Source organism: Pectobacterium versatile (genome assembly GCF_020166435.1).
Lineage (GTDB): Bacteria > Pseudomonadota > Gammaproteobacteria > Enterobacterales > Enterobacteriaceae > Pectobacterium > Pectobacterium versatile.
Genome location: NZ_JAINZP010000001.1, coordinates 253,294 through 271,844, shown reverse-complemented (window position 1 = coordinate 271,844; position 18,551 = coordinate 253,294). Strand labels below are relative to the sequence as shown.

At 53.9% G+C, this 18,551-nt stretch carries 16 protein-coding genes and 1 other RNA gene; 9 read left to right on the top strand and 8 right to left on the bottom strand.

The features are described from left to right. The first annotated feature begins 345 nt into the window (after positions 1–345). From ydiK to apbE, 3 genes are all read left to right on the top strand, one after another. Complete coding sequence (ydiK, locus tag K7X24_RS01200; protein WP_224552406.1) at positions 346–1,455, top strand: AI-2E family transporter YdiK; 1,110 nt, start codon at positions 346–348, stop codon at positions 1,453–1,455. Between the two features lie 315 nt (positions 1,456–1,770). Beyond that, positions 1,771–1,882: antisense sRNA RprA (rprA, locus tag K7X24_RS01195), an RNA gene on the top strand. A gap of 91 nt (positions 1,883–1,973) precedes the next feature. Beyond that, positions 1,974–3,020, top strand: a complete 1,047-nt coding sequence (gene apbE / locus K7X24_RS01190) for an FAD:protein FMN transferase ApbE (RefSeq protein WP_224552404.1) — start codon at positions 1,974–1,976, stop codon at positions 3,018–3,020. A gap of 289 nt (positions 3,021–3,309) precedes the next feature. Here apbE and ppsA read toward each other — a convergent pair whose 3' ends face one another. Then, positions 3,310–5,688 carry a phosphoenolpyruvate synthase gene (gene ppsA / locus K7X24_RS01185; protein WP_109224690.1) on the bottom strand — a complete coding sequence of 793 codons (2,379 nt, stop codon included), beginning with the start codon at positions 5,686–5,688 and terminating at the stop codon, positions 3,310–3,312. Positions 5,689–5,988: 300 nt separating this feature from the next. On the opposite strand from ppsA, the gene K7X24_RS01180 reads away from it, so the two are divergent. The 6 genes from K7X24_RS01180 (at position 5,989) to K7X24_RS01155 (ending at position 11,933) form a co-directional block, all read left to right on the top strand. After that, complete coding sequence (locus tag K7X24_RS01180) at positions 5,989–6,810, top strand: pyruvate, water dikinase regulatory protein (RefSeq protein WP_010297774.1); 822 nt, start codon at positions 5,989–5,991, stop codon at positions 6,808–6,810. Between the two features lie 203 nt (positions 6,811–7,013). Continuing rightward, positions 7,014–8,060 (top strand): 3-deoxy-7-phosphoheptulonate synthase, encoded by a 1,047-nt coding sequence (locus tag K7X24_RS01175; protein ID WP_224552402.1) that lies wholly within the window; start codon positions 7,014–7,016, stop codon positions 8,058–8,060. 217 nt (positions 8,061–8,277) lie between these two features. After that, on the top strand, positions 8,278–9,327 hold the full coding sequence (locus K7X24_RS01170) for a hemin-degrading factor (protein ID WP_103970869.1): 1,050 nt from the start codon (positions 8,278–8,280) through the stop codon (positions 9,325–9,327). Then, complete coding sequence (locus K7X24_RS01165; protein ID WP_103940025.1) at positions 9,324–10,142, top strand: hemin ABC transporter substrate-binding protein; 819 nt, start codon at positions 9,324–9,326, stop codon at positions 10,140–10,142. Before K7X24_RS01170 ends, K7X24_RS01165 begins: the two co-directional genes overlap by 4 nt. Then, positions 10,139–11,143 (top strand): FecCD family ABC transporter permease, encoded by a 1,005-nt coding sequence (locus K7X24_RS01160; protein WP_107332706.1) that lies wholly within the window; start codon positions 10,139–10,141, stop codon positions 11,141–11,143. Before K7X24_RS01165 ends, K7X24_RS01160 begins: the two co-directional genes overlap by 4 nt. Continuing rightward, positions 11,136–11,933, top strand: coding sequence for a heme ABC transporter ATP-binding protein (locus tag K7X24_RS01155; protein WP_103940021.1), 798 nt, complete (start codon positions 11,136–11,138; stop codon positions 11,931–11,933). The genes K7X24_RS01160 and K7X24_RS01155 overlap by 8 nt, the downstream gene beginning before the upstream one ends. A 20-nt stretch (positions 11,934–11,953) precedes the next feature. On the opposite strand, the gene K7X24_RS01150 is transcribed toward K7X24_RS01155, so the two are convergent. From K7X24_RS01150 to btuC, 7 genes are all read right to left on the bottom strand, one after another. Continuing rightward, the gene (locus K7X24_RS01150) at positions 11,954–13,405 is read right to left on the bottom strand and encodes a protein adenylyltransferase SelO (protein ID WP_224552400.1); all 1,452 of its coding nucleotides are present in this window, start codon (positions 13,403–13,405) and stop codon (positions 11,954–11,956) included. A gap of 187 nt (positions 13,406–13,592) precedes the next feature. Next, positions 13,593–14,318, bottom strand: coding sequence for an EAL domain-containing protein (locus K7X24_RS01145; protein ID WP_224552398.1), 726 nt, complete (start codon positions 14,316–14,318; stop codon positions 13,593–13,595). Positions 14,319–14,452: 134 nt separating this feature from the next. After that, the gene (locus K7X24_RS01140; RefSeq protein WP_224552395.1) at positions 14,453–15,469 is read right to left on the bottom strand and encodes a lipoate--protein ligase A; all 1,017 of its coding nucleotides are present in this window, start codon (positions 15,467–15,469) and stop codon (positions 14,453–14,455) included. Between the two features lie 45 nt (positions 15,470–15,514). Continuing rightward, positions 15,515–15,991 carry an NlpC/P60 family protein gene (locus K7X24_RS01135; RefSeq protein WP_220467019.1) on the bottom strand — a complete coding sequence of 159 codons (477 nt, stop codon included), beginning with the start codon at positions 15,989–15,991 and terminating at the stop codon, positions 15,515–15,517. Between the two features lie 146 nt (positions 15,992–16,137). Beyond that, positions 16,138–16,914, bottom strand: coding sequence for a vitamin B12 ABC transporter ATP-binding protein BtuD (gene btuD / locus K7X24_RS01130; protein WP_224552393.1), 777 nt, complete (start codon positions 16,912–16,914; stop codon positions 16,138–16,140). Continuing rightward, entirely contained in the window at positions 16,915–17,466 is a 552-nt protein-coding gene (locus K7X24_RS01125) for a glutathione peroxidase (protein ID WP_224552391.1), read from the bottom strand. 51 nt (positions 17,467–17,517) lie between these two features. Next, positions 17,518–18,513, bottom strand: coding sequence for a vitamin B12 ABC transporter permease BtuC (gene btuC, locus K7X24_RS01120; RefSeq protein WP_224552390.1), 996 nt, complete (start codon positions 18,511–18,513; stop codon positions 17,518–17,520). Positions 18,514–18,551: the final 38 nt, after the last annotated feature.

Sequence of the window (18,551 nt, the reverse complement as noted above, 5' to 3'; positions counted from 1 at the left end):
TAATACCGAACGTTTAAGCATCGAGATACACGGGGCGACCACAGGGGTGAGGCCTCCCTGCGGGAACCTCCCCCTGTGTTTCCCCTAACAACGAACCTAAGTGACCAGCGTTATGCTATAGCCGCTCTGTCATCGGGGACATCACGTTTTATCACATTTCGCAATCGTGTGCGCTCCCGGATCGGCAAAAACATACAGCGTGTTGGCGAACCGTCGTTTCACCAACAAAATGTTCAACAGGCTGTCAAAACACCCGGAAATATCTCATGATGACGTTGTGATTAAATCAGTTCACCCAAACCACCTCACCTTCGGCCTTTTCTTTTGCTATTGAGGAACCATTCGTTGAGCAAATATTCTCAACCACCACGATTTGACCTGGCCAGAATCCTGTTCAGTCTGGTGTTTATTACCATCATGATTATTGCCTGTTTTTGGGTGGTACAGCCTTTTATTCTGGGATTCGCCTGGGCATGTATGGTGGTCATTGCCACTTGGCCAATGCTGATTAAATTTCAGGCGCTATTATGGGGGCGGCGTTCTCTGGCAGTGCTGGTGATGACGCTGCTGCTTATCCTGCTATTTATTGTCCCGATTGCCGTTCTTGTCAGCAGCGTGGTGGATAACAGCTCGGCGCTAATGAGCTGGGGAGCCAGACAGGAAAACTTTTCGCCACCGACGCTGGAGTGGCTGACGTCCATTCCTTTAGTGGGAGAGAAATTATTTAACAGCTGGCAGGCGCTGTTGCAAAGCGGTGGCAGCGGTCTGTTCGCCAAAGTGCAACCCTATTTTGGTAAAACAGCGACCTGGCTGGTGGCACAGGCTGCGCATGTCGGGCGTTTTCTGATGCACTGCTCCCTGATGCTGATCTTCAGCGCCCTGCTTTATTACAAGGGCGAAGCCGTTGCGAAGGCCGTGCGACATTTCGCTATCCGGCTGGGACAGGAGCGCGGCGATGCCGCCGTGATTCTGGCAGCACAGTCAATTCGTGCCGTCGCACTGGGCGTGGTGGTAACAGCTATCGTGCAATCGGTGCTAGGCGGAATCGGTCTGGGGCTATCCGGTATTCCCTACGCCACACTATTAACCGTTCTGATGTTTCTATGTTGTCTGGCGCAGTTGGGGCCACTTCCGGTATTGATTCCTGCGATTATCTGGCTGTATTGGACGGGCGATACCACCTGGGGCACCATCCTGCTGGTATGGAGCTGTTTCGTTGGCACCATCGATAACATTATCCGTCCAGTATTAATCAGAATGGGAGCCGATCTTCCTATGCTGCTGATTCTTTCTGGCGTGATTGGCGGGTTGTTGGCGTTTGGCATGATTGGGATATTTATTGGCCCGGTCGTCCTCGCCGTTTCCTACCGCCTGCTGTTTGCCTGGATGCGTGAAATCCCCGAACCGCAAAACATCCTCTCCGTTAATACGTCTAACACACCGAATAAAGAGTAAGACTGGTAATCACCGTTTTATCTTCCTGTGGGCGGTACGCCGCCCACGTATTCCCTTTCCCGACATCGCTTCTTCGGCTCTATTTTCCGGTTCTATTTTTTCGACACTATCATTCCCTTACCCTTTCAATAGGTAAAAGTAGCTAATGATTAACCCTCCATTCCTAGGGATTAGTCCTAAAAATTTTGATATCATTTCTCTAACGCATCAATATGATTGACAATATAAAAACTCTGAGAGACCAACTCTTAAAAGATAATTAACTATTAGGATGATTCTTAATGACTGAATAGGCCATAATCCATAGGATAAATACCGGAGCTAGTATTAACCTACTATTTGTCAATGAGGTTTCCTCCTCGTCAGAGTTAGTAACGAATTGCTGTGTGTAGTCTTTGCCCATCCTCTGAGATGGGCCTTTTTTTTCCTTTCATTTGTCTTCCATTCAATTACGCCTCATCCCTTTTTTGTTACTCTCCTGTCTGTCTACTCTCAGTTCAGTTTTTCAGGAGTCTTTCATGATGCCTCTCGCCGCGAAGAGATTGCTACTCTGTGGCTTATTCACCCTTCTGACAGCCTGCGATAATCCAACGCCGACGACACAGCGCCCTTTGTTGACCATTGAAGGCAAGACCATGGGGACGTTTTATAGCGTAAAAATTAGCGGCGACGTCACCGAAGACAAAACGCAGTTGCAAAGGGAAATCGATGCCCTGCTGGAGCAGGCCAATAACGACATTTCCACCTACCGTGACGATTCGGTACTGTCGCGTTTTAATCAGTACCGGGGAACGGAACCACAGCCCATCAGCAATGGCATGGCGGATATCATTCTGGCCGCGCTGCGTATCGGTAAAGCCACGCACGGCGCGATGGACATCACCGTCGGCCCGTTGGTTAATCTCTGGGGATTCGGCCCGCAGAAGCAGCCTACGCGGATTCCCAGCCAACAGCAGATTAATTTAGCACGGCAAAATGTCGGGCTGCGCCACCTGAAACTGCTCGGTGACGAAAAAGGCGAGTGGATTCAGAAAGACCTTCCGGATTTGTATGTCGATCTCTCCACCCTGGGCGAAGGCTACGGCGCAGACGTTCTTGCGCAGCTAATGACGCGTAAAGGGATCACCAATTATCTGGTTTCCGTCGGTGGTGCGATTTCCAGCCGTGGGGTGAACGCCGAGGGTACGCCGTGGCGCGTAGCGATTCAGAAGCCAACCGACCAGGAAAATGCAGCACAGGCGGCGGTGAATTTGCAGGGTTATGCGATCAGCACCTCCGGCAGCTATCGGAATTATTTTGAGGAAGACAGCAAACGCTATTCTCACGTTATCGATCCCGAGACGGGCAGACCGATTACTCATCAGTTGGTTTCTGCAACCGTGATTGCGCCAACCGCGCTGGAAGCCGATGGCTGGGATACGGGTTTAATGGTGTTGGGAACGGAGAAAGCGTTGAAGCTGGCGGAACAGCAGGGGTTGGCGGTTTATCTGATTACCAAAACGGATAAGGGCTTTAGCGCAGTGATGACGCCACAGTTCAAATCCTTCCTGATTGCGGCACCGTGATTTTCAGCACGGCTTGCGATAAGCGGCGGCCGAGCGGTGGTAATGGATAGATCGTAAAGACGCTGTAAATACATCCCTGTACGCTCGGATTGCGCAGATATGAATCTCATCCCTGAGATTCACCCTTGCAGGGCCGTCGCAAGCGACGTTCAAAAGCGTTCCTGACGCTTTTGTCCATGGCGCAAACGCTTTACTCTTCTATTCCATTACCACCGTTTTCATTCTGTAAATATTGTTTCAACAACCTGAATGGCTGATGACTACAGATATCAGACACCCACAGTACGGATTACTTGTGCTCGGCCAGATTCAGCCAGGTTTGCACCACGGTGTCTGGGTTGAGCGACAGGCTATCGATGCCCTGCTCCATCAGCCAGATCGCGAAATCTTCATGATCTGACGGGCCCTGACCGCAAATACCGACGTATTTTCCCTGTTTCTTGGCAGCTTTAATCGCCATCGACAGCAGCGCCTTCACCGCATCGTTACGTTCATCAAACAGCGACGATACCACGCCGGAGTCACGATCCAGACCCAGCGCCAGCTGCGTCATGTCGTTTGAACCGATGGAGAAGCCATCAAAGTGTTGCAGGAATTCATCGGCCAACAGCGCGTTGGACGGAATTTCGCACATCATGATGATTTTCAGACCGTCTTCGCCACGGCGCAGGCCTTGATTCGCCAGTTCGGCAATCACCGCTTCCGCTTGGGCCACGGTACGCACGAACGGGATCATGATCTCGACGTTCTTCAGGCCCATCACGTTACGCACGCGTTTGACCGCTTCACATTCCAGCGCAAAACAGGCTTTGAAGTCCGGCGATACGTAGCGGCCTGCACCGCGGAAACCCAGCATCGGGTTTTCTTCTTCCGGCTCATAGCGCTCGCCGCCGACCAGATTGGCGTATTCGTTCGATTTAAAATCGGACAAACGGACGATGACGCGCTTCGGCGAGAATGCCGCTGCCAGCGTCGCGATCCCTTCCACCAGGCGACCTACGTAGAATTCCACCGGATCGTCGTAGCCCTGCATCAGCGTTTTGATCTCGCGTTGCAGCTCAGGGGCTTGCTGGTCGAATTCCAGCAGCGCACGCGGGTGCACGCCAATCATGCGGTTGATGATGAATTCCAGACGCGCCAGACCGACGCCATCGTTTGGCAGGCAGGCGAAATCAAATGCGCGGTCAGGGTTACCCACGTTCATCATGATTTTCAGCGGCAGTTCAGGCATTTCATCAATCTGTGAACTCTTCACGGAGAAGTCCAGCAGATCCTGATACACATAACCGGTGTCGCCTTCCGCACAGGACACAGTCACTTTCTGCCCTTTGCGCAAACGCTCGGTCGCATCGCCACAGCCCACGACGGCCGGGATGCCCAGTTCGCGTGCGATAATCGCCGCGTGGCAGGTACGTCCGCCGCGATTGGTAACAATCGCCGCCGCCTTCTTCATGATCGGTTCCCAGTCTGGGTCGGTCATGTCGGTCACCAGCACATCGCCCGCGTTGATCAAGTGCATCTCGCTGATGTCCTGAATCACTTTTACTTCACCCGCACCGATACGATGGCCGATCGCACGACCTTCCACTAGCACCGTGCCACTGGCAGGCAGGTGATAACGCTCCATGACCTGGCCGTTGGAACGTACGGTCTCAGGGCGTGCCTGCACGATATAGAGTTTGCCAGTGTGGCCATCTTTCGCCCACTCGATGTCCATCGGGCGACCGTAGTGTTTCTCAATCAGCAGCGCCTGACGCGCCAGCGCCTGCACTTCGTCATCCGTCAGACTGAAACGTGTCGTTTGTTCTGTCGGCACATCTTCAATCCGTACCTGCTTGCCATGTTCCTGGCTCGCGGCATACACCATACGGATTTTTTTCGATCCCATGTTACGGCGCACAATCGCCGGTTTGTTGTTCTGCAAGGTCGGTTTATGAACATAGAACTCATCCGGGTTCACCGCACCCTGCACCACCATTTCACCCAAACCGTAAGCCGAGGTAATGAACACCACCTGATCGAAACCGGATTCGGTATCGATGGTGAACATCACGCCTGCGGAGGCCAGATCGGAACGCACCATACGCTGCACACCCGCCGACAGCGCCACGCCACGGTGGTCATACCCCTGATGTACACGATAGGATATCGCGCGATCGTTAAACAGCGACGCAAACACGTGCTTCACCGCCACCATCACCGCGTCAATGCCCTGCACGTTCAGGAAGGTTTCCTGTTGGCCGGCAAAGGACGCATCCGGCATATCTTCTGCCGTGGCGGAAGAACGCACGGCAAACGAGGCGTCTTTCTCACCATCGGCCAGTTGCTGATAGGCGTCACTGATTGCCTTTTCCAGCTCCGGCTGGAATGGCGTATCAATAATCCACTGGCGAATCTGCGTACCGGCGCTCGCCAGTTGGCTCAGATCGTCAATGTCAGTGCGATCGAGCAGCTCATAAATGCGCTGGTTGATCCCGCTTTGATTAAGAAAATCATTAAACGCCTGCGCCGTTGTCGCAAAACCGTTGGGAACGGCTACGCCCAATCCTGAAAGGTTGGTGATCATTTCACCCAGAGAGGCATTCTTGCCCCCCACCCTTTCAACGTCGTGCATACCGAGCTGGTTATACCAAAGGACATTACGCAAATCAGGGCCGTTATTGGACATCGAAAATAATCCTTTCTGCATACAATTAGGGTATGAAAGAGTTCGGTTGAGAATCGCCTCAACGCAATCAGGTTAGCATAGCGTTTTGATGAACATGGACAGGTGAATCGATCAACCTATGAAAAAAAACTGATTTCACGGCGAATGATTGCTTAACACGGTAAAAATCCAATATCGTAGAAGATTAGCATTCTTTATCATGAAGATAATGAAATAGCGTTTTAATAAAAGTATTCTTGAAACGCAATTTTTGACGAGGTTAACGTGTTCGAGCTGTCGGAAATATCACAAGGGGGTTATGTGGAAAGAAACGTATTTTATGTCTCGGACGGTACAGCCATTACGGCAGAAGTACTGGGTCATGCGGTGTTATCCCAGTTCCCCGTGAACACGGTTAGCTATACCTTACCTTTCGTGGAAAGTGAAGCTCGCGCCAAAGCTGTATGTGAGCAAATCAATACGCTATATCAGCAAACCGGTGTGCGCCCGCTGGTGTTTTACTCCATCGTTACGCCGACCGTGCGTAACATTATTACCAGCAGCGACGGGTTTTGCCAGGATATCGTACAGGCGCTGGTTGCTCCCTTGCAGGAAGAATTGAACACGCCGCCTACGCCGATTGCCAACCGCACTCACGGTTTGACGGCCAATAACCTGAGCAAATACGACGCCCGTATCGCCGCTATCGACTATACGCTGGCGCACGATGACGGCATTTCGCTGCGCAACCTCGATCAGGCACAGGTTATTTTGCTGGGTGTGTCACGCTGCGGTAAAACGCCGACCAGTCTTTATCTGGCGATGCAGTTCGGCATTCGCGCTGCCAACTATCCTTTTATTGCCGATGATATGGATAACCTGCGCCTGCCTGATGCGCTAAAGCCTTTCCAGCACAAGCTATTCGGGCTCACTATTGATGCCGAACGGCTGGCGGCCATTCGGGAAGAGCGTCGGGGCAACAGTCGCTACGCTTCGTTGCGCCAGTGCCGCATGGAACTCAGTGAAGTTGAAGCGCTATTTCGCAAACATCAGATTAAATATCTCAACACCACCAATTACTCCGTTGAGGAAATTTCCGCCAAAATCATCGACATTCTCGGCATGAGCCGGAGAATGTACTAGTACATGATAGATTTTTTATCCTGATGCGGTTGTAATGTGCGCCATTTCGTTTATTGTGTGCACCATCACTTCCCGGCATTTCGCCGCTGCGAAGCAACCTTTTAGTCGGAAACATAGCCTGAAAACGCTGTCTGAAAACACTGTCATGTCCATGCATTTCGGTGACGACAGGTTTTCGGCTTGACCGTATTCAGAGATAAAACATGCTGCAAACAGATGAACTGCGGAGCGCGCGCATCGAGAGTCTGGTTACGCCTCAAACGTTACTCGCCAGACTCCCGATTACCCCTGCCGTTGCCGAAAATGTCACCTCGTCACGCAAGAAAATTGAAGCCATTCTAACCGGTCAAGATCCCCGTTTACTCGTCGTGGTTGGCCCGTGTTCCATCCATGACACCGATAGCGCGTTAGATTATGCGCGCCGTCTGGCTGCACTACGTACGCAGTATCAGGATCGACTGGAAGTCGTCATGCGCACCTATTTTGAAAAACCGCGCACGGTGGTGGGCTGGAAGGGACTCATTTCCGATCCGGCACTCAATGGAACCTTCCAGGTGAATGAAGGGCTGGAAATTGCACGCCGCCTGCTGCTGGACGTCAATCACCTTGGATTGCCGACCGCGACGGAATTCCTCGATATGGTCACTGGCCAATATATATCCGACCTGATTAGCTGGGGCGCGATTGGCGCGAGAACGACCGAAAGCCAGATCCACCGGGAAATGGCCTCGGCGCTGTCCTGCCCTGTTGGCTTCAAGAACGGGACGGACGGTAATACGCGCATCGCCGTCGATGCCATTCGTGCCGCTCGCGCCCAGCACATGTTCCTCTCGCCGGATAAGCAGGGCTTCATGTCAGTCTACAAAACGCAGGGTAACCCGTTTGGCCACATTATTATGCGTGGCGGGAAAAAACCGAACTACCACGCGGAAGATATCGCCGCCGCCTGCGATCACCTGCGTGAATTCTCGTTGCCCGAACATCTGGTGATCGATTTTAGTCATGCCAACTGTCAGAAACAGCATCGCCGTCAGCTCGACGTTGCCGATGACATCTGCCAGCAAATTCGCGCGGGTTCACGCGCCATTGCGGGCATCATGGCGGAAAGTTTCTTAATCGAAGGCAACCAGCCGGCGATCAATCCTCTGGCATTGACGTATGGGCAATCCATTACCGATCCGTGCCTGAGCTGGCAGGATACCGAAACACTGCTGGCACGTCTGGCAGACGCCGTCGACAGTCGTTTTTAATCCGATATACGCTGGCACACTCACCTTCCCCGGTAGTGTGTCAGCCGTTTTCCTGCTTTCCCGCCGTCCATCTCGCTATCTCGCAGCACGTAAATACCTCTTACGATTCCTCTTATTCCACTTATTAAGAAAACTTCACTTGAGGTTGCGTTTTTGTTACATGAAAATGATTCTCATTCATTGCTATAATCAACACGACAACGATTAAGGGAACGAGATGCAGACGTCCATTTACCAACAATACCTCCAGGCTAAAGTAGAACATCCGCGCAAATACGCCCGCGATCTGGCTGCACAACTCGGCATCAGCGAAGCGGAATTGACGCACGCCCGCGTCGGACACGATGCACAGCGTCTACAGGGTGATGCCAAAGTTTGGCTCAGTGCACTGGAGCAGGTTGGTAATACCAAGTCGATCACGCGCAACGAATACGCCGTGCATGAGCACACCGGTTACTATCAAAACCAGACGCTTGATGGGCACGCTGGTCTTATCCTCAACCCGCGCGAGTTGGATCTGCGTTTGTTCCTTTCTCAATGGGCTTCCGCCTTTGCGCTGCGTGAAAATACCGCACGCGGTGAGCGCCAGAGCATTCAATTTTTCGATCATCAAGGTGATGCCATTCTGAAGGTCTACACGACCGACACCACGGACATGGACGCCTGGCAGTTATTTGTTGAGAAATTTACCAGCAGCGAAAACCCTGCCTTGGCACTTCGTCCAGCGAACAGCGCAGCAGCCGAGCAGGTCACTGCCCATAATCCTCAGCTTGAAGCGGACTGGCGTGCTATGACGGATGTGCATGATTTCTTCATTCTGCTCAAGCGCTATAACCTAACGCGTCAGCAGGCGTTTAACTCGGTCGCTGACGATCTGGCCTACCGCGTAGAAAACGATGCGCTGTCACAGATTCTGTTTGCCGCGCGTGAAGATCAGAACGAGATCATGGTATTCGTCGGTAACCGTGGCTGTGTGCAAATCTTCACCGGTACGCTTGAGCGTGTAGAGCGTATGGAGCAGCATGCGGAATGGATTAACATCTTTAATAAAGATTTCACCCTGCATCTGATTGAAGGCGCGATCGCTGAAAGTTGGATCACGCGTAAACCGACAGCCGACGGTATTGTGACCAGCCTCGAACTCTATGCCGCAGACGGCTCTCAAATTGCACAACTCTTTGGGCAACGTACCGAAGGCACGCCGGAACAACAGCAGTGGCGCGACCAGATCGATGCCCTGAAACCGCATAAGGATCTCGCCGCATGAAAAACTGGCTATTCCCCCTGCTATTGACACTCCCGCTGGGGGTGTCTGCTGCTGAACGTATCGTTTCTATCGGCGGCGACGTCACGGAAATCATCTATGCGCTGGGCGCAGAGAAAGATCTGGTTGCGCGCGACAGCACAAGTCTGCATCCGGAAGCGGTGAAGAAACTGCCTGACGTAGGCTACATGCGCCAGCTCAACACCGAAGGTATTCTGGCAATGAAACCGTCTCTGGTGGTCGCCAGCGATCTGTCCCAACCATCACTCATCTTGCAGCAGGTGGCGGACAGCGGTACCAAAGTGATTCACGTTCCTGCACAGCCTTCGCTGGACGTGGTGCCGCAGAAAATCGGCGTCATCGCACAGGCGCTGGGCAAAGATACCGAAGGGAAAAAACTGACGGAAACCTATCAGCAGCAGTTGGCGGCAGTCAAAACGTCACCGCTGCCGGTTAACGTGCTGTTCGTTCTCAGCCACGGCGGCATGAGCGCAATGGCCGCAGGCAAAAACACCCCAGCGGACACGATTATCCGCCATGCCGGGTTGAAAAATGCCATGCAGAACGTTGAACGCTATCAGCCGCTGTCGCAGGAAGGCGTGATTGCCAGCGCACCGGATCTGATTCTGATCTCCAGTCAGGGGCTGAAAACGCTGGGCGGTGAAGCGCAAGTCTGGAAATTACCCGGTCTGGAACTGACGCCTGCTGGCAAGAACAAGCGTCTGTTAGTAGTCGATGATATGGCAATGCTAGGCTTCACGCTCGATACCCCGACGCTCATGGCGACGCTGCGTCAGACAGCTGAAGCGATAAAATGACGTCACGGTTTCACCCGCGCACGTGGTTGATCGCACTGCTGTTACTGATGGTGGCACTGATGGTGGGTGCCGCCAACATGGGCGCGCTAACCCTATCGCTCAAGATGTTATGGCAAACGCCGCTTGACGATCCGATCTGGCATATCTGGTTGAATATCCGCGTACCCCGCGTGCTGCTGGCGATCCTCGTCGGTGGCGCGCTGGCCTGTTCCGGCGCGATTATGCAGGGGTTATTTCGCAATCCGCTGGCCGATCCCGGCCTACTTGGGATCAGCAGCGGTGCCGCGCTCTGCGTCGCGCTGACTATCGTGCTGCCGCTCGGCCTTCCCCCTCTGCTGGCGCTTTATGGCCCGATGTTCGCCGCTTTCGCGGGTAGTCTGGCGATTACAGCGATCATTTTCATCCTCAGCCGCTCCGAACAGGGTGGATTAACCCGACTATTACTGGCAGGTATTGCGCTCAATGCGCTGTGTATCGCGCTGATCGGCGTCCTGACCTACATCAGCACCGACCAACAGCTACGCCAGTTTTCACTCTGGGGTATGGGCAGTCTCGGGCAGGCACAGTGGCCAATGCTGCTGGTTGCCAGCACGCTGACCATCCCAGCCATGATCGCGACGCTGTACTATGCACGACGTCTGAACCTATTGCAGTTAGGGGATGAAGAAGCGCATTACCTTGGCGTCAATGTGAAGCGCACCAAGCACATTCTGCTGCTGCTCAGTTCGCTGCTGGTCGGCGTGGCGGTAGCGGTGAGCGGCGTGATCGGATTCGTCGGACTCATCATTCCGCACCTGATACGCTTGCATCTGGGTGCCGATCATCGCTGGCTCATTCCCGGTTCCATCCTCGGCGGTGCCTGTCTGCTGTTGTTTGCCGATACGCTGGCACGCACGCTGCTTGCTCCGGCAGAAATGCCTGTTGGGCTGTTAAGCAGCCTAATTGGCGGGCCATATTTCTTATGGCTGATCGTTCAGCATAAAGGACGGGGCAATGACTGACTCAGCGCTCGATCGGACGTTAGTCGCACGTCATCTACGCTTTCAGACCAACGGACGCTACCTGACGGATGACGTTTCTCTGGAACTGCACAGTGGGGAAATCGTCGCGATTATCGGCCCTAACGGTGCGGGGAAATCCACCCTGCTCCGTTTACTAACCGGTTATTTGACGCCAGATGAAGGCGAATGCCTGTTAGCCGGACAGCCTTTTTCGCACTGGCAGCCCGGCGCGCTCGCAAAAACGCGTGCGGTGATGCGTCAACATAGCGGCATGGCGTTTGCGTTTAGCGTGCGGGATGTCGTTGCGATGGGGCGCTCCCCTCATGGGCGCTACCCGAAAAATGATGATGTTATTCAGCAGGTCATGGCGCAAACGGGCTGTCTGGAACTGGCTACGCGCGACTATCGTCAGCTTTCCGGCGGGGAGCAACAGCGTGTGCAACTGGCTCGCGTGCTGGCGCAGCTGTGGCATCCAGAGCCGACGCCGGGTTGGTTATTTCTCGATGAACCGACTTCGGCGCTGGATCTGTACCACCAGCAGCACCTCTTGCGGCTGCTCAAGCAGCTTACACGCGAACAGCCGTTATCCGTATGCTGCGTCCTACATGACCTGAATCTGGCCGCGCTGTATGCCGATCGCATTCTGCTGCTGCACGAAGGGAAGCTGGTCGCACAAGGCACGCCTGCGCAAGTGCTACAGGCAGAGACGCTGACCCACTGGTATCGCGCCGATCTCAGCGTCGGTTCACACCCTGACTACACCATTCCGCAAGTTTATCTGCGGCAATAGCCAAGTCCCCCTGCTCCGGTTCAACTGGAGCAGGAAATCTCCAGATGCTTACCCCACTCTGGCGGTAACGCCGCTAAGTCGTTCTTCTCCGGCTGTTCATCAAACGGTTGGCACAGCGCCTGATGCAGACGCGCCAGCACACTGATGTCGTCGCTTTCCGCCCGTTCAATCGCCATTTGTGCCAGATAATTACGCAGAATATATTTTGGGTTCGTCGCATTCATCAGTCGACGGCGTTCCTCATCGCTCTGCTCTTCCTGCATCAGCCTCTGGCGATAGGTCGCAAACCAGCTATCGAACGCAGCCCTGTCAATGAATTCATCACGGAGCGGCGAGCGTGATGCCTGCTTCTCGCTGTCTGCCAGCAGACGGAACGTGCGGGTGTAATCGCTGCCTTCTTGCTGCATCAAACGCAACAGCCCGACCAGCACGTCATTATCTTCAGAACTTGCGGTAAATAATCCCAGCTTAGCGCGCATCAGCGTGCCATAGTGCTGCATCAACGTCGGTTCGTAGCGGGCAAGCGCACGCTCCAGCGTTTCAGTGTCCATCAGTCCCGACAGCGCCTGCGCCAGCCGATGCAAATTCCACAGCCCCACGGCGGGTTGATTGTCGAACGCGTAGCGCCCGCGATGGTCGGAGTGATTGCAAATGAAACTGGGCTGATAGGCATCTAAAAAGCCATAAGGGCCGTAGTCGATGGTCAGTCCCAGAATCGACATGTTGTCCGTATTCATTACGCCGTGCGCAAAACCGACGGCCTGCCAGTGTGTAATCAGCCGGGCAGTACGCTCTACCACATCGCCGAACCACAGCTCATAACGCCGCTCGTCGTTTTCCCACTGCGGCCAGTGGCGGGCGATCACATACTCCACCAGCTGACGCACCTTTTCTGGCTCACGGCGATAGTAGAAGTGCTCAAAATGACCGAAGCGCACATGGCTCTCTGCCACGCGCAGCAGCATTGCACCCTTTTCTTCCTGCTCACGCTGGACCGGATGTGTACTGGTGACAATCGTCAGCGCCCGCGTGGTGGGAATTCCCAGATGGTGCATCGCTTCCGAGGCCAGAAATTCGCGTATTGCTGAGCGTAGCACCGCACGACCGTCGCCCATGCGCGAATACGGCGTCAGCCCCGCACCTTTCAGGTGCCAGTCCATACTGCGGCCATCTGCCAGCTGTTGTTCCCCTAGCAGGATGCCGCGCCCGTCACCTAACTGACCGGCCCACGCGCCAAACTGATGGCCGCTATAAACCTGCGCCAACGGCGTCATTCCCGGCAGCAAACGCTCGCCGCTCCAGACGGCATCCTGTTCTGGCGTAAACCAGTCGGACGACAACCCGAGTTCCGCGGCCAATCCCTCGCTGTGATAAAGCAGACGAACGCCATGCAGCGGCGTCGGCTGTAGCGCGGTATAGAACCCCGGCAGTTGGTCAAAATAGTGATTTTTGAATAACGGTGTCTGCTGCATCCTGTCTCCCTAATACCACTCTATTCAGGTGAAGAGAGCCACGCGCTCACCACACAACAATTAACGGGTTGATAGAAAGTGTAGAGGGATGGCACTGAAATTAACACGGAGGAAACGCAGGGGTATTATTTTCACGATCGGTATTCAGGAAGCCCCTTCGCCCCCCAAGACGGTTGGCGCGATTGAGTCAGCCAATAAGTGCCGTGCGTTGCTCAAGCCTGTCAAAATGTACGGCAGGCCACATCTGTCCCTGAACGGCATCAATGTTCAGCAGTCTCATTTTATTCAGGTGCGCCATCGTATCGATCTCCTTGGCGACAACACTGATACCTGCATAGCTGTTTTTAATCGTCCGCAGTAACGGCTCCATCATCAGCGTATTGGCCGGGCGCGATAAAAGCTGCCCGATAAACTGACGATCCAATTTAACGCCACGAACGAGTCCATCGTGCAAAGGTTTAAGCGTTGTTTTTCCAGAACCAAAATTATCCAGCCATAAAGGAACGGATTGGCTTAGATTCAGCAGCGCGGCATTTTCTTTGCCCTGCGATAGCTGAGGGAAAAGCTCATTAATCTCCAACAGGACAAAATCGAGACGTTTTATTTCGCTGCGCAGTACGTCGGATTTAATCAAAGTTTCGGTTATTTGACGCCCTACCTTCAGTACGAGCTGAATGTGGTTATCAATAAACCATGCGGATTTATCTTTGATAAAATGCAGCTGTTCACAAACAAAATCATATTGTTGTCGTGGGCTTAGCTGCATGAGGAGAAGATCGGCAGGCATACTCAACTTGCCTGAAAGCCCATTAAAATGGCTGATCATTTCGACTGCCAACAGCGTTCCATCCAACCTGAATATCGGCCAAAAAACGTAGTCACTGGTGTAGTCAACCGCAAGATGGATGCGCATGATCTGTACTGCATGGAATGAATAATAATCAAATTACGTTATTATTATAGACGGCGCTACAGTGATTATCGCACAACGCACGAAAAGCGCTTTTCTGCCATGCAGCGGGTTCATTAAGCGTCCGACTTCGCGATCTAGCGCAAACTTTGCTCCAGCCACTCAGCCAGTTCCTGCAATTCGTTTTGCTGTTCGGGGAAGGTGAGAATCAGTGTCTGACACGCCGCCGCCAAGGCTTCTGGGCGATACGCCGTTCCCTGTAATGCGGAAGCGAGTGCTTCTAACGGCGCGGGATTCAGGCTATCGGTATAAATCTGGGCACGAATAATCACGCCGCGCTCCACATCGAAATGTAATTCAACGCCGCCCCAGGTAAAGCGGTTATCCAGTAAATGCGAGAAATCTGGTGCCTGACCGAAGTTCCATTCCCAGCTACTTTGACGCGCAAACTGCTCGCTGAATCCGGGTAGATCCGGGTAGGCAGATGGCGAGATGATTTCCGGTTCGCACTGTTCGCCGAAATAATCAAAGAAGGCCTGCATCACCGCCTGACTAATGACCTCATGATCGACAGAAGGCAGCAATTCCACCAGATTGGCGACGCGGGAACGCACGGACGTAATCCCTTTTGCCTGTAGCTTCTTAATGTCCGGGTTCAAATAATCCGCTAAACGATTGAGATCCGCGTTCAGTAGCAGCGTGCCGTGATGAAAACCGCGATCTTTAGTTTCACGATAGGCAGACCCGGACACCTTGCGCACGCCATCCGCAGTTTCCACCACCAGATCGTTACGCCCCGAGGCACTAGCCTTTAACCCAAGCGAACTGAGTGCATCCAGAACAATCTGCGTTGAAACGCTTTTATCGTATTCCGGCTTGCCCGCCATAAAGGTAAAGCAGGTATTACCGAGATCGTGGAAGACCGCCCCACCGCCGCTGCTGCGCCGCGCCAGCTTGATGCCATCCTCTTCCATCCGACGCGTATTGCACTCTTTCCACGGATTCTGGGCGCGCCCAATGACGACGGTTTCCGCATTGCGCCATAAAAACAGTACCCGCTGCGTGGTAGGCATCTGACGAAAGATGCACTCCTCAACGGCCAGATTAAACCAGGGATCGTAAGAATCAGAGATCAATAAACGCAGAGAGGACATGAGTGGATAGCTCCATGCTGTCAACAAAACAAAATAAGGAAGGAATCAGATGCGGCGGGCCTGCCAGTACGCCCGTTTCCAGTACACGTTATCCAGCGACGAGCGGATGACGCCCTGACTGGTGGAGGCATGAATAAACTGGTCGTCTTTATCATAAATGCCGACGTGCAGCCCACTGCTGCCGCTGCCGGTTTTGAAAAAGACCAAATCGCCCGGTAACAGGTTATCGCGGTCAACGCGCTCGCCCAGTTCAGTTTGTTCTTCCGTGGTACGCGGCAATTGCATGCCAAACTTATCGCGAAACGTCAGGTAGACGAAGCCTGAACAATCGACGCCGTTACGATCCAGCCCGCCATAACGATAAGGCGTTCTGTACCATTGCCCGAGTTGATCGTTTAGCTGCACCATCACCATGATCGAATCGCTCAGACGCGCATTCGGCGGCGGATTATTATGTCGACTACTGCTACAGCCGACCAAAATCAGGCTGGCGAGGATCAAAGCATGTCGTAAACGTATCATCGCGATTACCATAAAACCGCCGAGGCCATAGTCCTCTAGCGTTTGAAAATGCTAGGTATTGATTAATTTAGCGTTTAATCGGGGCCTCTGGCAAGTAAAGGCGATTTTTCCTATTTTCTAACGACGCCATCTCCTCGCGACAGCAGTCAGGCGCTGCGCGTGATGATCCAGTTTCTGCCATCCACAACGTGCCGCTGAAACGCGACCCCGAACACAGGAGACAGCACGTCCGGCAGCATGACATCCGCCGTTTCGCCCTGCGCCACCAGAATCCCTGCCGACAGCAGCCACACGCGATCCGCATGATGGGCGCTGTGGTTCAGATCATGTGCGCAAACCACGACAGCAATCCCCAAACGACAGAGTTCACTCAGTAACGCATCCAGTGCCACCTGCTGCGCCACATCCAGACTGTTAGTTGGTTCATCCAGCAGCAGCAAACGCGCATGCGGATTGATCGTCGGCCAAATCTGCAACAGCGCCGCCACCAACCGAACGCGCTGCCACTCACCTCCCGACAGCTGCGTAAGCGGGCGCGCCAGTTTGTCGGTTAACATCAGGCGTTCTGCCAGAAAATGCACCACCTTTTCGACCGCGTCTTCCTGAGCCAGCGGCGGTTGATGCCGTTGCCAATACTGGAATACCGGCATCAGCGCCAGCGGTGGTTGCTGCTGTGCCAGATAGGCGCGCCGCACGGCCAGATCCGCTGCCGTATACTGCGACAGCGGCGTACCGGCCAGCCAGACGTCACCTTCCCCCGCCAGTAAGCCAGCCGCTCTTGCCAGCAGGGTACTCTTTCCTGCGCCGTTCGGACCGATGATGTGCAGCAACTCACCACGGTGACACTCCGCGCTCGTCGGCGACAAACGCGGTAAGGCGCTAGCCTGCAACAGCTGTAATACTGGGGAAGTCTGCTGCGTCAATTATTTTGCCAACGCCTCTTCGACCGCTTTCACGATGGTGTCATGGTCAGGTGCCATATCCGGCGCAAAGCGATCAATCACCTGCCCCTCGCGATCCACCAGGAATTTTTCGAAATTCCACAGGATGTCTTCTGGATTCTTGGGTTTACGGCCTTTATTGACTAAACGCGCAAAAAAGTCACTTTTCCAGGTTCCATTGGCTTCCGGTTGCTGACGAATCAACAACTGGTACAGCGGGTGACGGTTCTCGCCATTCACTTCAATTTTGCTGAACATCGGGAACTGAACGCCAAATGTCCCACGGCAGAATTCCTGAATTTCTTCTTCCGAGCCCGGTTCCTGCCCTGCAAATTCATTGGAGGGGAATCCCAGCACGACCAGACCTTTGTCGCGATAGGTTTCGTAGAGTTTTTCCAACGCGTCGTATTGTTTAGTCAGGCCGCATTGAGAGGCGACGTTGACGACTAAAGCCACCTGCCCTTTAAACGCTTCAAACGTTGTCGCTTTCCCGTCGATGGTGGTCAGCGGAATAGTATAGATTTCAGTGCTCATCGTTTTGCTCCCTTCAGTGATAAACAAGAGTGGATAGAACAAGACATCTCGCTACAGTCGATTGCGTAATAGTAGCCAGATAAACCACGGCGATCCCAGCGTAGCGGTAACCACGCCTATCGGCAACTCGGCTGAACTTAGCGCAACGCGCGCGACCGTATCCGCCAATAGCAGCACGCCGCCGCCAGCCAATGCACATCCGGTCAATAAATAACGCTGATCGGTCAGCCCGCACAGCCGTAACATGTGTGGGATCACCAGACCAATAAACGCGATAATACCGGCCAGCGCCACGCTCAGGCCAACCTGTACACCCATCACCAACACGAGAATGGTGCGCCAGCGATAGACTGGGATACCTAACTGACGAGCCTGAATCTCACCCAGCGTCAGCCCATTTAACACCGCCCCCTGACGACTCAACCACAGCAACAGCGGCAAAAGTGTCAACATCAACCAGCCGTGTCGCCAGTCAATGCCGCTGAAGCCACCCATCATCCAATACATCAGTTGGCGTAAATCGAGGCTGGTACTGAAATAGACGGCCCAGGTCATCACCGCGCTACAGATAATCCCGAGCGCAATGCCGATGAGTAATAAACGGGTATTGGAGATATGCCGACGGGCAAAATGGAGTAACAGAAAGGTAATCAGCAGCGCGCCAGCAATCGCGCTCAGGCTTAACATCCAGACGGGCAGTAATCCCTGCCCCAGCAGTACCGTCAGCACTAAGGCCACGCCTGCGCCGTTTGCCACACCCAGCAGCCCCGGTTCCGCCAGCGGATTATCAAAGACTGCCTGCATCACGGTGCCCGACATTGCCAGACTGGCCCCCACCAGCATCACGGCCAGCGTTCTGGGCAAACGCAGTTGCCAGACAAAGAGTTGCTGAGCCTCGTCCAGCCAGGCCGTCGGCCAAATCCAGCGCTCCCCGGCGCACAGGCTTACGACCAGCGTGAGTGCGAGAAACGCCAACAGCAGTGCCAGACTCCGACGATCGCGTCTGCACTGCTGTTGTTTTAGCTGGCTGTAGTGGGGTAACGGCATAGCGTGCTTTAGCGGGATATCACCCGGCGGTCATTAAG

What these genes read in the sequence shown, in the direction of transcription:
- K7X24_RS01125 (WP_224552391.1), bottom strand. Translation starts at nt 17,466, where the DNA reads ATGAGCACTGAAATCTATACTATTCCGCTGACCACCATCGACGGGAAA.
- ppsA (WP_109224690.1), bottom strand. Translation starts at nt 5,688, where the DNA reads ATGTCCAATAACGGCCCTGATTTGCGTAATGTCCTTTGGTATAACCAG.
- K7X24_RS01145 (WP_224552398.1), bottom strand. Translation starts at nt 14,318, where the DNA reads ATGCGCATCCATCTTGCGGTTGACTACACCAGTGACTACGTTTTTTGG.
- K7X24_RS01150 (WP_224552400.1), bottom strand. Translation starts at nt 13,405, where the DNA reads ATGCAGCAGACACCGTTATTCAAAAATCACTATTTTGACCAACTGCCG.
- K7X24_RS01155 (WP_103940021.1), top strand. Translation starts at nt 11,136, where the DNA reads ATGACTGACTCAGCGCTCGATCGGACGTTAGTCGCACGTCATCTACGC.
- K7X24_RS01160 (WP_107332706.1), top strand. Translation starts at nt 10,139, where the DNA reads ATGACGTCACGGTTTCACCCGCGCACGTGGTTGATCGCACTGCTGTTA.
- apbE (WP_224552404.1), top strand. Translation starts at nt 1,974, where the DNA reads ATGATGCCTCTCGCCGCGAAGAGATTGCTACTCTGTGGCTTATTCACC.
- K7X24_RS01175 (WP_224552402.1), top strand. Translation starts at nt 7,014, where the DNA reads ATGCTGCAAACAGATGAACTGCGGAGCGCGCGCATCGAGAGTCTGGTT.
- K7X24_RS01170 (WP_103970869.1), top strand. Translation starts at nt 8,278, where the DNA reads ATGCAGACGTCCATTTACCAACAATACCTCCAGGCTAAAGTAGAACAT.
- K7X24_RS01140 (WP_224552395.1), bottom strand. Translation starts at nt 15,469, where the DNA reads ATGTCCTCTCTGCGTTTATTGATCTCTGATTCTTACGATCCCTGGTTT.
- K7X24_RS01165 (WP_103940025.1), top strand. Translation starts at nt 9,324, where the DNA reads ATGAAAAACTGGCTATTCCCCCTGCTATTGACACTCCCGCTGGGGGTG.
- btuC (WP_224552390.1), bottom strand. Translation starts at nt 18,513, where the DNA reads ATGCCGTTACCCCACTACAGCCAGCTAAAACAACAGCAGTGCAGACGC.
- K7X24_RS01135 (WP_220467019.1), bottom strand. Translation starts at nt 15,991, where the DNA reads ATGATACGTTTACGACATGCTTTGATCCTCGCCAGCCTGATTTTGGTC.